Consider the following 13,885-nt stretch of genomic DNA (forward strand, 5'->3'; position numbering starts at 1 on the left):
CTTTTTTATATAGTGTTTTTGTTATATACTATACTCAGTAATAAAGAAAGGGCTTACATTCAGGAGTGCTCTTTAGAATACGAATACTTTGAGTATGTTTTATGTAAATGTTCGATATTTAATGCAGAAAAATGTTAGATTTTGTTGACACGTATGAGAGCAAGTGGTAAGATTACTTCGAAAAGAATCACTGCCTCATATAATCTTGGAGATAAGGTCCATAAGTTTCTACCTGGCAACCATGAATTGCTAGACTATGAGGGGAAAAGTGTGTAACAAAGGATGTAAAGGATCTTTGTGCCGAACTTTTTCTCGAAATGAGGAATGTTTATGGTGCAAAGTTTTTTTTATGCAATAAAGAGTGAAAATTTCATTAAAAAAATTATTATTATTTATTCGACAATTACGCTTATTTTGGTGTTTAGTCATTTGTACTATGTTGTAAGTTGAAAAAAGAGAAAAGAAGTCTTACATCAGAGGTCGAATAATTGAAATGCGGGGGAGTCTTATGTCAGTAAAATCTGATAGTCGTCACCTATATCTACGGGTGATTGATCACATCAAAGAAAAAATTAAAGATGGGGCTTATAAAGAACGACAAAAGTTACCATCAGAGTTTGATTTAGCGAAAGAACTTGGCGTAAGTAGAGCGACTTTAAGGGAAGCGTTGCGTATTTTAGAAGAAGAAAATGTTGTCATTCGTAGACATGGTGTAGGGACATTTGTAAATGCAAAGCCATTATTTTCTTCTGGAATAGAACAACTTTCTAGTATTACAGATATGATTTCTAGTGTGGGGAAAACACCAGGAACAATCTTTTTATCATCATCTACTACAACTTTAACAGAAGAGGAAAAAGAGAAGTTTAATAGTGAAGATGGTTTTAATGCAGTGATGATTGAACGCGTACGTACAGCAGATGGGGAACCTGTTGTGTATTGTATCGATAAACTTGCAAAAGAAATATTGCCAGATTTATCGGGTTACAATGAGGAATCATTATTAACGGTGATACATAATAACACACATAAGCGCATAACATATGCGGTTGCCCACATTGAGCCAATTGGCTATCACCCTAAAATCTCACCGATTTTAGAATGTGAGCCTGAAACAGCACTGCTTGTATTAAAACAAATGCACTATGATCAAAATGATGAGCCAATCTTATATTCTATCAATTACTTTAGAGCTGATAAATTTAGCTTCCACGTATTAAGAAAGCGTATGTAGGTAAATTCCTTTTTAGGGAGGTGACAGCAAGAAGTAAGGAACAGCAGCGTAAGAATAAATAAATATATATCATTTTTGGAGGGGTTTCTAGTATGAAGAAAAAAGCAGGCCTTTTATTATCATTAACATTAGCAGCAAGTACAGTTTTAGGTGCATGTGGTAACTCGGATAAGGCGAGCAGTGACAAGAAAGACACGAAAGACAATAAAGATTTCAAGGTTGGTCTTGTAACGGATGTTGGGGGCGTTGATGATAAGTCATTTAACCAATCTTCTTGGGAAGGGTTACAAAAGTTTGGTAAAGATAATGGTTTAAAAGAAAAGACAAATTATCGTTACCTTCAGTCTGAAAAAGAAGCTGATTATATTCCGAATTTAAAAAAATTCTCAAAAGATAAATATGATTTAACATTCGGAATTGGTTATAAATTAGAAGGTGCAATTAAAGAAGTAGCAAAAGAATCTTCAAAACAACAATTTGCAATCGTAGATACTGTTGTAGATGCACCGAACGTAACGAGCATTACGTTTAAAGATCATGAAGGATCATTCCTTGTAGGTGCGGTAGCAGCTATGTCAACAAAATCGAATAAAGTAGGATTTGTTGGTGGAATGAAAAGTGATTTAATTAGTAAATTTGAAAATGGATTTAAAGCTGGTGCAAAGGCAGTAAATCCAAACATTGAAATCGTATCTGAATATGCAGAAGCATTCGATAAGCCTGAAAAAGGTACAGTTCTTGCTTCAGCAATGTATGGTCAAGGCGTAGACGTAATTTATCATGCTGCTGGTGGTACAGGTAACGGTGTGTTCACAGAAGCGAAAAACCGTAAGAAAAAAGGTGAAAATGTTTGGGTAATCGGTGTTGACCGTGACCAACATCAAGAAGGTATGCCTGAAAATGTAACATTAACTTCAATGATTAAACGTGTTGATGTAGCAGTAGAAAAAGTAGCTAAAGAAGCAAAAGATGGGAATTTAAAAGGTGGGAAAATTGAAGAGTTTGGCTTAAAAGATGACGGTATTGGTATTTCAAAAACAACTGATAACGTGAAAAAAGTTAACCCTGAAATTTTAACAAAAGTAGAAGAGCTTGAAAAGAAAATTACAGCCGGTGAAATTAAAGTGCCAGCTACAGATAAAGAGTATAAAGAATACGAAGCTTCTCTAAAAAAATAAATAGAGAAATAGCAAAGGTTAGTTCATAGAACTAACCTTTGTATGTATAAAACTTCCGAATTGCTTAATAAGTTAATAGTGTAATAGGGAATGTTCCCTGTTAAAAGGAGGAACACAATGGAATACGTAATTGAGATGAATAACATTACGAAAGTATTCCCAGGCATTGTAGCGAATGATGATATTACGCTGCAAGTAAAGCAGGGTGAGATACATGCTTTACTTGGAGAAAATGGTGCAGGGAAATCCACATTGATGAATGTACTATTTGGTTTGTACCAACCAGAGCAGGGTGAAATTAAAATTAAAGGTAAACCTGTAAAAATTACAAATCCGAATATAGCAAATGACCTTGGTATTGGAATGGTCCATCAACACTTTATGCTTGTTCATAATTTTACAGTTACAGAGAATATTATTCTCGGAAATGAACCGAAGAAAAAAGGGAAAATTGCTGTTGAGGATGCTGCTAAAGAAATTCAAAAACTGTCTGAACAATACGGTTTGGCTGTAGATCCATATGCGAAAATACAGGATATTTCAGTGGGTATGCAACAGCGTGTTGAGATTTTGAAAACTCTTTACCGCGGTGCAGAAATTTTAATATTTGATGAACCGACAGCTGTGTTAACACCACAAGAAATTCATGAGCTAATTCAAATTATGAAAAAGCTTGTACAAGAAGGAAAATCTATTGTTCTTATTACACATAAGTTGAAAGAAATTATGGAAGTTTGCGATCGTTGTACGATTATTCGTAAAGGAAAAGGGATTGGAACGGTTGACGTTGCAAATACGGATGAAAATAAACTTGCAGAATTAATGGTCGGACGTCAAGTGAATTTTAAAACAGAAAAAATAGACGCGAAGCCAAAAGAAGAGGTACTTTCAATTGCAAACCTTGTTGTTCACGATGCACGTCAACTACCTGCTGTAAAAGGCCTTGACTTAACTGTTCGTGCGGGGGAAATTGTTGGGATTGCAGGGATTGATGGAAACGGACAAAGTGAATTAATAGAAGCAATTACTGGTTTACGAAAAGTTGAGTCAGGTTCTATTGCAATTAAAGGAAAAGAAATAACAAATTGGCCTGTTAGAAGAATAACAGAAGAAGGAATTGGTCATATTCCAGAAGATCGTCATAAACACGGACTCGTTCTTGATTTTTCTGTTAGAGATAATATAGTTCTGCAAACGTACTATAAAAATCCATTTTCAAAGAAAGGGATTTTAAATTTCAGCAAAATTACAGAAAAAGCAAAGGCTCTTATTGAACAGTTTGATGTGCGTACACCTAGTGAGCAAACGTTAGCACGCGCTCTATCTGGGGGGAATCAACAAAAAGCAATTATTGCACGTGAAGTAGACCGAAATCCAGATTTATTAATCGCGGCACAGCCAACACGTGGTTTAGATGTAGGAGCAATTGAATTTATTCATAAGAGATTAATAGAGCAAAGGGATAAAGGAAAAGGTGTATTACTTTTATCATTAGAGTTAGATGAAATCTTAAATGTTAGCGATCGAATTGCTGTTATTTATGAAGGGGAAATTGTAGCAATAGTTGATGCGAAAGAAACGAATGAACAACAGCTTGGATTGTTAATGGCTGGAGGAACAAAGAAGGAGCAGGTGGGTACAAATGGCTAAAAAGCTTTTAACAGAACGAACGATAAATATTTTAGTCCCAGTACTATCCGTTATTTTCGGCTTACTTGTAGGAGCGATTGTAATGCTAGTTAGTGGCTATGATCCAATTGTTGGTTATAGTGCACTTTGGACAGGAATGTTCGGCAGCGCAAGTGCGATTGGTGAAACGCTCCGTACAATGATACCGCTTATTCTTGCTGGCTTATCGGTGGCGTTTGCATTTCGTACAGGTTTATTTAATATCGGGGTAGAGGGTCAATTGTTAGTTGGTTGGCTTGCAGCGGTTTGGTTCGGTTATGCAGTCTCACTACCAGCGTTCCTTCATATTCCATTATCGATTTTATTTGCCGCATTGGTGGGCGGAATTTGGGGCTTCATTCCGGGATATTTAAAAGGGAAGTTTCAAGTGAATGAAGTTATTGTAACTATTATGATGAACTATATTGCGTTGTATGTAACGTATGACATCATTAAGCGTTTCTTACATGCGGGTAATGACAAAACGTATGATATTAAAGAGAGTGCGTCACTATCTTCAGACTGGCTTGCTTCTATTACTGACGGTTCACGTCTACACTGGGGAATTATTGTAGCAATTTTAATCGCTATTTTAATGTGGTTCTTATTAGATCGAACAACTTTAGGTTACGAATTAAAGTCTGTAGGATTTAATCAGCATGCTTCTCAATATGCAGGTATGAAAGTTTCTCGTAATGTAGTATTCTCTATGACAATTGCTGGTGCATTTGCGGGGATTGGTGGAGCGATGGAAGGATTAGGGACATTTCAGAGTATGACAGCGATGTCTTCGTTTACAGGAGTAGGATTTGATGGGATTGCCGTAGCATTACTTGGAGGGAATAATCCGTTTGGTATAATCCTTTCAGCTTTATTATTTGGTGGTTTGAAAAGTGCTTCCCCTCAAATGAACTTTGAGGCAGATGTACCGTCAGAGCTTATTAATGTAATTATTGCATGTATCATCTTCTTTGTTGCATGTAGTTATGTGTTAAGATGGGCGCTTACACGCATGAGCAAGGAGGGGAAATAAATGAGCTTTTTAGATATATTAGCCATTCTTGTGACGGGTACGTTATATACATCGGCACCTATCATTTTCACAGCACTAGGTGGTGTATTTAGTGAACGATCAGGTGTTGTAAATATCGGATTAGAAGGACTAATGCTATTTGGTGCATTTATTGGAGTTGTTACAAACTTATTGATGGGTGATACTTGGGGAACGATGACTCCATGGATTGCATTATTATTTGCGGCAATTGGTAGTGGATTATTTGCATTACTTCATGCGGTAGCTTCTATTACATTCCGAGCAGATCAAGTTGTAAGTGGTGTAGCCATTAACTTCTTATCTCTTGGTTTAACAGTATTTGCAATTAAGAAGATTTTTGATAAAGGGCAGACTGACTTTATTCAGTATCGTATTGAAAAGATTGATATTCCAGGCCTTTCGGATATTCCGGTTTTAGGGAAAATATTTTTCTCGAACGTACCAATAACGTCGTATATTGCCATTATTTTAGCATTCGTTGTTTGGTATGTTATTTATAAAACACCGTTCGGTCTTCGTCTACGTGCTGTTGGTGAACACCCAATGGCAGCGGATACGATGGGGATTAATGTATATAAAATGCGTTATATTGGAGTCTGTATTTCAGGAGTGTTTGCTGGAATCGGTGGAGCGATTTTTGCAATGTCAATTTCTAATAACTTCTCAGGGGCAACTATTACAGGACAAGGTTTCTTAGCTTTAGCTGCTATGATTTTTGGGAAGTGGAATCCACTAGGCGCATTAGGTGCAGCTCTATTCTTTGGTTTTGCGCAATCTCTAAGTGTAACGGGCGGAACAATTCCTGTATTAGATCAAATTCCAAGTGTTTTATTAACGATATTACCATATGTATTCACAATATTAGCGCTTGTTGGTTTTGTAGGTCGTTCTGAAGCTCCGAAAGCATTAGGAACTCCTTATGAAAAAGGAAAACGATAAGTATTTTATAAGTATAAAAAAGCTCGCACATTAGTGTGGGCTTTTTTACATAGAATATATTTAATACGGAATTTTACTATGTTCCTTACATATTAAAGTTTTTAGAAAGAATCATATGTAAGCATAATAAGGGAGAAAAGTTGATTTTTTATTTCTAAAAACTGTATATTGAAGAGGAATATTCCTATATACGTAAAGGAGGGCTATAAATGAAACTAATGGAACAACAACTACATGAGTTAGATGGTTTGCGCGTACATATTATTCCGACTGATAAATATAAAACGAATACCTTTGTATTTCGTTTTAAAGCGCCTTTAAATGAGGAGACGGTGACAGAGCGTGCCTTATTGCCATACGTATTGCAAAGTGCGACAGAAAAAATTACCTTCTGTAATTCGTCTTCGTCAATATTTAGAAGAATTATACGGATCTTCTTTAGCGGTAGATGTAAGTAAAAAAGGGGAAGACCATATTATCTCTATTTATGTAGACATTGCAAATGAAGTTTACTTACATGATGCACCACCGTTATTTGAAAAAGCGCTTTCTATGTTGTCAGATATTGTGTTACATCCAGCAACGGAGGGCAACGGTTTCCTATCTTCTATCGTAGAAAGTGAAAAAAGAGCACTGTTACAGAGAATTGAAGCTACTTATGACGATAAAATGCGTTATGCAAACGAGCGTTTAATTGAAGAAATGTGCAAAGTAGAACCGTATCGTTTAAGTGCAAATGGAAAAAAAGAGAGTGTTATGTCTATTACAAATGAAAGTCTGTATCAATATTATCAAAAGGTGTTAGCGGAAGATGAAATGGATCTATATATTATTGGTGATATTTCAGAAAACGCCGTTGATCTTGTAAGTAAGTATTTTTCTATTTCAGCTCGTCCAGTGAGAGAAAGAAATGTACTCCTTCATAGACGAAATAATGAAGAAAAAGAAGTTGTTGAAAAACAAGAATTAAAACAAAGTAAATTACACATCGGTTATCGTACATTTGTCACATATAAAGATGAAGATTATTTTGCATTGCAATTGTTCAATGGATTGTTTGGTGGCTTTTCTCATTCGAAGTTATTCGTAAATGTGCGTGAAAAAAATAGTTTAGCGTACTATGCAGCATCGCGCTTTGAAAGTCATAAAGGTTTATTATTTGTTATGTCAGGAATTGAAGCGAAAAATTATGAAAAAGCAGTTGAGATTATTAAAGAACAAATGCTTGCGATGCAAAACGGAGAGTTTTCTGAAGAAGAAATACATCAAACAAAAAGTGTCATCCAAAATCAAATATTAGAGGCAATTGATACACCACGTGGCTTTGTAGAAATGCTATATCATGGCATTATTTCAGATCGTACACGTCCAGTTGAAGAATGGCTTACAGGTATAGAAAGTGTGACAAAAGAAGAAATTGTAAAAGTTGCTAAAAATATTGAACTAGATACAATTTACTTTTTACAAGGAACGGAGGGAGAGTAAGTGGAGAAAATTGTTTATGAGCAATTAAAAGAAACACTCTATTATGAAAAACTTCCTAATGGATTAGATGTATATGTTTTACCGAAACAAGGATTTAATAAAACATTTGCAACGTTTACGACGAAATATGGTTCTGTAGATAATACATTTGTACCATTAGGGAAAGAAGAAATGATTCGTGTGCCAGATGGGATTGCACATTTTCTTGAGCATAAATTATTTGAAAAAGAAGATCACGATGCTTTCCAATTGTTTAGTAAACAAGGAGCATCGGCAAATGCTTTTACATCCTTCACACGAACAGCTTACCTTTTTTCAGGTACTTCAAACGTAGAACAAAATTTAAATACATTGCTAAACTTCGTACAAGAGCCCTATTTCTCTGAAAAAACAGTTGAAAAAGAGAAGGGGATTATTGGGCAAGAAATTCAAATGTATCAAGATAACCCAGATTGGCGTTTGTACTTTGGGTTAATTGATAGCTTATTTGTAAAACACCCAATTAAAATTGATATTGCGGGGACAATCGAATCTATTAGTAAAATTACGAAAGATTTATTATATGAATGTTATGAAACATTTTATCATCCGAGCAATATGTTATTATTTGTTGTGGGTGCAATTGATCCAGAGAAAACAATGGATTTAGTACGTGAAAATCAAGCGAAAAAAGATTATAAAAACCAGCCAGAAATTGTGCGTTCATTTGAAGAAGAACCAAATGAGGTAAATGAAAAGAAAAAAATTATTTCAATGCCTGTGCAAACACCGAAATGTTTAGTTGGTATTAAAGCGACTAATTTAAAAGAAAAGGGGCAAGCGCTTTTAAAACAAGAAATTGCGCTTACGTTACTTTTAGATTATTTATTTGGAAAAAGTTCTGTTCATTACGAAGCTTTATATAATGAAGGACTTATTGATGATTCATTCTCGTATGACTATACAGAAGAAAATAACTTCGGTTTTGCAATGGTTGGTGGTGATACGAAACAACCTGATGAATTGGCAGATCGTTTAAAAGATATTTTATTAAAAACAGATTATGATCAATTAGATGCGACGGCATTAGAACGAGTGAAGAAAAAGAAAATTGGTGGTTTTTTACGCTCGTTAAATTCACCAGAATATATTGCAAATCAATTTACACGATACGCGTTTAATGAATCTAGCCTATTTGATGCATTGACTGTATTAGAAGGACTAACCGTTCAAGACTTACAAGAAGTAGCGGGATTATTGTTATCAGAAGAAAAAATGAGTGTTTGTCAGGTGTTACCGAAAAAATAAAATTTTAAAGATACCCTCATCTTATCATTGAAAAATTGTAAGATGAGGGTATTATTTAGTTGTGTGAAAATTGAAGTTGTAGAGATAAGAGAGGGAATTTATGAAAAAGTATGTGTTAGTAACTGGAGGGAGCGGAGGGATTGGCTCTGCTATTTCGAAACAATTAATTCAAGATGGATATACAGTTTATGTTCATTACAATAACAGTGAAGAAAAGGTATTGGAATTGCAGAAGGCATGGGGAGAAGTTATCCCTGTTCAAGCTAATTTAGCTTCTAGTGATGGAGCAGAACGATTGTGGGGACAAATTGAACATCCTATTGATGTTATTGTATACGCAGCGGGGAAGAGTATTTTTGGATTAGTAACAGATGTAACAAACGATGAATTAGATTATATGGTAGAACTTCAAGTGAAGAACGTATATAAATTACTTTCAATGGCACTTCCGCCTATGATTGAGAGAAGAAGTGGTAATATTGTAATTGTTTCATCTATATGGGGACAAATAGGGGCTTCTTGTGAAGTGCTTTATTCAATGGTAAAAGGGGCGCAAAATTCATATGTGAAAGCTTTAGCGAAAGAAGTTTCTTTAAGTGGATTACGTGTGAATGCAGTAGCACCAGGAGCAATTGAAACGGAAATGTTAAGTGTTTTTTCTGAAGAAGATAAAATGGGAATTGCTGAAGATATACCATTAGGTAGAATAGGATTACCAGAAGAAGTAGCGAAAACAGTTTCATTTCTCGTATCACCAGGAGCGTCTTACATAACTGGACAAATTATCGGAGTGAATGGCGGTTGGCACTGCTAAAAAATTCTTACATAAAAAATGAATAGTTGCACAAATTAAGGATGATTTTATTACTCAATAGTGAGGTGCTTAATTATGTCAGTATTAGATAATTTTGATCAGTGGAAGAGCTTTTTAGGAGAACGTTTAGAGCAAGCGCAAGACAAAGGTTTAGATGGCGGTGCGGTATCAGATATGGCATTTCGTGTTGGCGACTATCTTGCTAATGAAGTAGAAGGACGCAATGACCAAGAGAAATTATTAGCTGAGCTTTGGAAAGTTGCTGATGAACAGGAGCAACATACAATTGCAAATTTAATGGTTAAGTTCGTACAACATAAGTAAAAGTAGAGAGGAGATTCTCCTCTCTACTTTTTTTGTATAATAATTACACAGGATAGATTATACATTTAGCTTCCCTATTAAGGTGAAATCATATAATATAGTACGTAGGTGTAAAGTAAGCAAGGGGAGTGATCTTGGATGATTGAATGGTATTTTGAATATGAAATACATAAAAACCGACCTGGCTTGCTTGGTGACGTTTCTTCGTTAATCGGTATGCTCGGCATTAATATTGTCACAATTAATGGTGTAGATAATGCACGACGTGGGTTACTTCTTATGTGTGATAATCAAGAGCAAATCTCTAGACTTGAATCAATTTTAAATACGATGGATAACATAACGGTAACGAAATATCGTCCGCCCAAGCTAAGAGATAAGCTAGCAGTTAGGCATGGTAGGTACATACAACGAGATGCAGATGATAAGAAAACATTTCGATTTGTGCGTGATGAATTAGGCTTACTTGTAGACTTTATGGCAGAAATCATGAAAAAAGAAGGCCATAAACTAATTGGGATACGCGGAATGCCTCGTGTCGGAAAAACAGAATCCATTGTGGCTGCAAGTGTTTGTGCAAATAAAAGGTGGTTATTTGTATCATCTACTCTTATTAAGCAAACTGTTCGTAGTCAATTAATTGAAGATGAGTATAGCGATGACAATATTTTCATCCTAGATGGAATTGTGTCAACGAAGCGTGCTAACGAAAGACATTGGCAGCTCGTTCGTGAAATTATGAGATTGCCTGCAACGAAAGTTGTGGAACATCCTGATGTATTTGTGAGTCAGTCAGAATACACATTGGATGATTTTGATTATATTATCGAGTTGCGTAACGATTATGATGAAGAAATTCAATATAATTTAGTAGATGAAATTGAGCAAGGTACGCAAAATAATTTCTCTATGTTTGACTTTTAAAGAAATATTGAGGTGTTAGTAGTGACGGAATTGGGACAAAAGCTGAAAGAAGCAAGAGAAGCGAAAGGCTTGTCTATTGATCAGCTGCATGAGATTACAAAAATTCAAAAACGCCATTTAGTGGCAATTGAAGAAGGCAATTATGATGTATTGCCAGGAGCTTTTTATGCGCGTGCATTCATTAAACAATACGCAGATGCGGTTGGATTAAATGGAGAGGAACTGCTTGTAGAACATCAGAGTACGATACCACAATCTGAAAAGCGTGAAGTTCCACAAGTATCAACGGGACAAAAAACACAAGAAACAATGCAAAAATCTTCATCATGGCCAATTGCAGATCACATGCCGAAAATCTTAGTTGCGCTGTTAGTAATCGCAGTTGGAGTGGTAATCTGGTTTGTGTTTCAAGCGTTAACTGGAAAAGATGATGAAAAAGTTCCGAGCGCTCAAAGTGAGAAAATTGAAGTTCAAAAAGCGAAAGATTCTCCGTTAGATACGAAGAAAGATGAAGTGAAAGCGGAAGAGCCAAAAAAAGAGGAACCAAAGAAAGAAGAACCAAAGAAAGAAGAACCAAAGAAAGAGGAGCAACCAGCACAACCAACTGGACAGCAAGAAGTGAAAGTAGTTGGAACAACTGGAAAGGTATCTACTTTGGAAATTCATAATAATAAAACATTAGAACTGGAATTATCGGGTAAAGGTGCGAGTTATGTAGATGTTAAAGATGATGCTGGGAATGTGATTCTAAACGCTACAGTACAAGAGGGCCAAATAGAAAAACGTGATGTATCAACATTAAAAGAAGTGCGACTTAATATTGGGAATGCAACGAATGTTGAAGTTAAACTGAATGGCCAAGTGGTCGCTTATCCATTGGATCCAGAAAAAGAACTTCACCAAAGATTGGTGATAAAAAACCAAGGGATAGAGCAACCTGCACAATAACAGTCATCGCTTCGATGACTTTTTTTCGATGAACAAATGTTTTTGATATGATGGAGGAATAGCTGTGAATTTACCAAATAAAATTACAATATCTAGAATCTTCTTAATTCCAATTTTTATGGTAATTATGTTAGCACCCTTTGATTGGGGTTCATACAAAATTGGTGATGTTGATTTACCAATTCAACATTTAGTGGGGGCACTTATCTTTATCATTGCTTCAGCTACAGATTGGATTGATGGACATTACGCAAGAAAATATAATCTTGTAACGAATTTAGGGAAGTTTCTTGACCCGTTAGCTGATAAATTGCTTGTTTCGGCAGCACTTATTACATTGGTAGAGATGCAATATGTACCGGCTTGGATTGTTATTGTAATTATCAGTCGTGAGTTTGCGGTAACAGGTTTACGTCTTGTACTTGCTGGAACAGGGGAAGTAGTTGCAGCAAACCAACTAGGAAAAATTAAGACGTGGACACAAATTATTGCAATTGCAGCATATTTATTACACGATGTACCTTTAAATTTAATCCATATTCCAGTTGCAGATATCTTCATATGGATTGCATTAATCTTTACTGTTATTTCAGGATGGGATTATTTCTGGAAAAATAGAGCTGCTTTTGTAAACTCAAAATAGAAGTTTATGGGGGAATTGGGATGAATGCTGAGATTATTGCGGTTGGAACTGAATTATTACTTGGACAAATTGCAAATACAAACGCCCAGTTTTTATCTGAAAAGTTAGCTTCAATCGGAATTAACGTGTACTATCATACTGTTGTTGGTGATAATAATAAGCGACTGCAAAAGGCGATTGAAGCTGCGGAAGAACGTGCTGATATACTTATTTTTACAGGTGGATTAGGACCGACAAAAGATGATTTAACGAAAGAAACGATAGCTGCTAGTTTAGATGAAGAGCTTGTGTATGATGAAAAGGCATTAGTCTTAATAAGTAATTACTTTAAGCGTACAGGCCGTGAATTTACGGAGAATAATAAAAAGCAAGCGCTCGTTTTAAATGGAGCAACAGTATTTGCAAATGACCACGGTATGGCGCCAGGTATGGGGGTAAATAAGAACGGAAAAGTTTATATTTTATTACCAGGGCCGCCAAAAGAAATGAAACCAATGTATGTAAGTTACGTAGAGCCTTTTTTACGTAATTTTACAACAGGAGAAAACATTTATTCTCGTGTGCTTCGTTTCTTTGGTATTGGGGAGTCCCAATTAGAGGTGAAAGTGCAAGATTTAATTGATGGACAAACAAACCCAACAATTGCCCCTTTAGCAAATGATGGAGAAGTGACATTACGTTTAACCGCTAAGCATCAAAATGTTAGGGAAGCGGAGAAACTAATTCAACATGTGGAAGATTTGATTTTAGAAAGAGTAGGAGAATTTTTCTACGGATATGACCAAGAATTTTTGCATTATAAGGCAATCGAGTTATTGAAGAGAAAAGGGTTAACTTTAGCGTGTGCAGAAAGTTTAACAGGTGGTCTTTTTGGAAATCAAGTAACTGAAAACGCTGGTGTTTCTTCTGTATTTAAAGGCGGTGTCATTTGTTATCATAATGATGTGAAGCAACATGTTTTACGTGTGCCTGAAGAAGTGTTGCATACTGATGGTGCAGTTAGTAAAGAATGTGCTCGTTATCTTGCTGAAAATGTTAAGGATGTATTAAAAGCGGATATCGGAATTAGTTTCACTGGGGTAGCAGGGCCAGATGCTTCAGAACAGAAAGAACCAGGAACAGTATTTGTTGGGCTTTCGATTAAGGATGAGCCAACTGTAGTCTTTCCTCTTAATTTAAGCGGAAGTCGTCAACAAATTAGAGAACGAACAGCAAAATATGGTTTTTATCATTTATATAAAAAGCTAGAAGAGATATAAGTTTCTTCTAGTTTTTTTACGTTTAAATTTAAATATTATTTGATAGAAAATAAAAAAATCGAATAAATGTTCGATTTTTGTTGGCAAATTGAATTGAAAATAGGTATAATAAGATTAGCAATTCAGTT

Annotated in this window: 12 protein-coding genes, 1 pseudogene and 1 riboswitch; all 13 genes and pseudogenes read left to right on the forward strand. The window is 35.5% G+C overall.

Annotated features, from left to right (window positions below):
• Positions 1-175: 175 nt before the first annotated feature.
• A riboswitch (purine riboswitch) is annotated at positions 176-277 on the forward strand.
• 231 nt (positions 278-508) lie between these two features.
• The 13 genes and pseudogenes from HMPREF1014_RS05505 (at position 509) to cinA (ending at position 13,757) form a co-directional block, all read left to right on the forward strand.
• Positions 509-1,234 (forward strand): GntR family transcriptional regulator, encoded by a 726-nt coding sequence (locus HMPREF1014_RS05505; RefSeq protein ID WP_000114182.1) that lies wholly within the window; start codon positions 509-511, stop codon positions 1,232-1,234.
• A gap of 92 nt (positions 1,235-1,326) precedes the next feature.
• The gene (locus HMPREF1014_RS05510; RefSeq protein ID WP_000725771.1) at positions 1,327-2,412 is read left to right on the forward strand and encodes a BMP family lipoprotein; all 1,086 of its coding nucleotides are present in this window, start codon (positions 1,327-1,329) and stop codon (positions 2,410-2,412) included.
• Between the two features lie 117 nt (positions 2,413-2,529).
• Entirely contained in the window at positions 2,530-4,062 is a 1,533-nt protein-coding gene (locus HMPREF1014_RS05515) for an ABC transporter ATP-binding protein (protein ID WP_000456907.1), read from the forward strand.
• A complete protein-coding gene (locus tag HMPREF1014_RS05520; protein WP_001085254.1) occupies positions 4,055-5,113 on the forward strand; it encodes an ABC transporter permease in 1,059 nt (352 codons plus the stop codon). The genes HMPREF1014_RS05515 and HMPREF1014_RS05520 overlap by 8 nt, the downstream gene beginning before the upstream one ends.
• A complete protein-coding gene (locus HMPREF1014_RS05525; protein ID WP_000008857.1) occupies positions 5,114-6,073 on the forward strand; it encodes an ABC transporter permease in 960 nt (319 codons plus the stop codon).
• A 209-nt stretch (positions 6,074-6,282) separates the two neighbouring features.
• Positions 6,283-7,558: pseudogene (yfmF, locus tag HMPREF1014_RS05530) on the forward strand (EF-P 5-aminopentanol modification-associated protein YfmF).
• Positions 7,559-8,845: an EF-P 5-aminopentanol modification-associated protein YfmH gene (yfmH, locus tag HMPREF1014_RS05535; protein ID WP_000411984.1), complete on the forward strand. Its 1,287-nt coding sequence runs from the start codon at positions 7,559-7,561 to the stop codon at positions 8,843-8,845.
• 100 nt (positions 8,846-8,945) lie between these two features.
• Positions 8,946-9,659 (forward strand): elongation factor P 5-aminopentanone reductase, encoded by a 714-nt coding sequence (gene ymfI, locus HMPREF1014_RS05540; RefSeq protein WP_000761056.1) that lies wholly within the window; start codon positions 8,946-8,948, stop codon positions 9,657-9,659.
• 75 nt (positions 9,660-9,734) lie between these two features.
• Positions 9,735-9,983 carry a DUF3243 domain-containing protein gene (locus HMPREF1014_RS05545; RefSeq protein WP_000114450.1) on the forward strand — a complete coding sequence of 83 codons (249 nt, stop codon included), beginning with the start codon at positions 9,735-9,737 and terminating at the stop codon, positions 9,981-9,983.
• 138 nt (positions 9,984-10,121) lie between these two features.
• The gene (locus HMPREF1014_RS05550; protein ID WP_000574107.1) at positions 10,122-10,907 is read left to right on the forward strand and encodes a DUF3388 domain-containing protein; all 786 of its coding nucleotides are present in this window, start codon (positions 10,122-10,124) and stop codon (positions 10,905-10,907) included.
• A 21-nt stretch (positions 10,908-10,928) separates the two neighbouring features.
• The gene (locus HMPREF1014_RS05555; protein WP_000137459.1) at positions 10,929-11,855 is read left to right on the forward strand and encodes a helix-turn-helix domain-containing protein; all 927 of its coding nucleotides are present in this window, start codon (positions 10,929-10,931) and stop codon (positions 11,853-11,855) included.
• 64 nt (positions 11,856-11,919) lie between these two features.
• Entirely contained in the window at positions 11,920-12,498 is a 579-nt protein-coding gene (gene pgsA, locus HMPREF1014_RS05560; RefSeq protein ID WP_001052967.1) for a CDP-diacylglycerol--glycerol-3-phosphate 3-phosphatidyltransferase, read from the forward strand.
• Positions 12,499-12,518: 20 nt separating this feature from the next.
• Positions 12,519-13,757: a competence/damage-inducible protein CinA gene (gene cinA / locus HMPREF1014_RS05565; protein WP_000990696.1), complete on the forward strand. Its 1,239-nt coding sequence runs from the start codon at positions 12,519-12,521 to the stop codon at positions 13,755-13,757.
• Positions 13,758-13,885: the final 128 nt, after the last annotated feature.

This window comes from Bacillus sp. 7_6_55CFAA_CT2 (assembly GCF_000238655.1).
GTDB classification, from domain to species: domain Bacteria; phylum Bacillota; class Bacilli; order Bacillales; family Bacillaceae_G; genus Bacillus_A; species Bacillus_A cereus.

Excerpts from the sequence above, each read along its gene's own strand:
- ymfI (WP_000761056.1), top strand. The coding sequence starts at position 8,946 with ATGAAAAAGTATGTGTTAGTAACTGGAGGGAGCGGAGGGATTGGCTCT.
- HMPREF1014_RS05505 (WP_000114182.1), top strand. The coding sequence starts at position 509 with ATGTCAGTAAAATCTGATAGTCGTCACCTATATCTACGGGTGATTGAT.
- HMPREF1014_RS05520 (WP_001085254.1), top strand. The coding sequence starts at position 4,055 with ATGGCTAAAAAGCTTTTAACAGAACGAACGATAAATATTTTAGTCCCA.
- cinA (WP_000990696.1), top strand. The coding sequence starts at position 12,519 with ATGAATGCTGAGATTATTGCGGTTGGAACTGAATTATTACTTGGACAA.
- HMPREF1014_RS05525 (WP_000008857.1), top strand. The coding sequence starts at position 5,114 with ATGAGCTTTTTAGATATATTAGCCATTCTTGTGACGGGTACGTTATAT.
- HMPREF1014_RS05545 (WP_000114450.1), top strand. The coding sequence starts at position 9,735 with ATGTCAGTATTAGATAATTTTGATCAGTGGAAGAGCTTTTTAGGAGAA.
- HMPREF1014_RS05550 (WP_000574107.1), top strand. The coding sequence starts at position 10,122 with ATGATTGAATGGTATTTTGAATATGAAATACATAAAAACCGACCTGGC.
- HMPREF1014_RS05510 (WP_000725771.1), top strand. The coding sequence starts at position 1,327 with ATGAAGAAAAAAGCAGGCCTTTTATTATCATTAACATTAGCAGCAAGT.
- HMPREF1014_RS05515 (WP_000456907.1), top strand. The coding sequence starts at position 2,530 with ATGGAATACGTAATTGAGATGAATAACATTACGAAAGTATTCCCAGGC.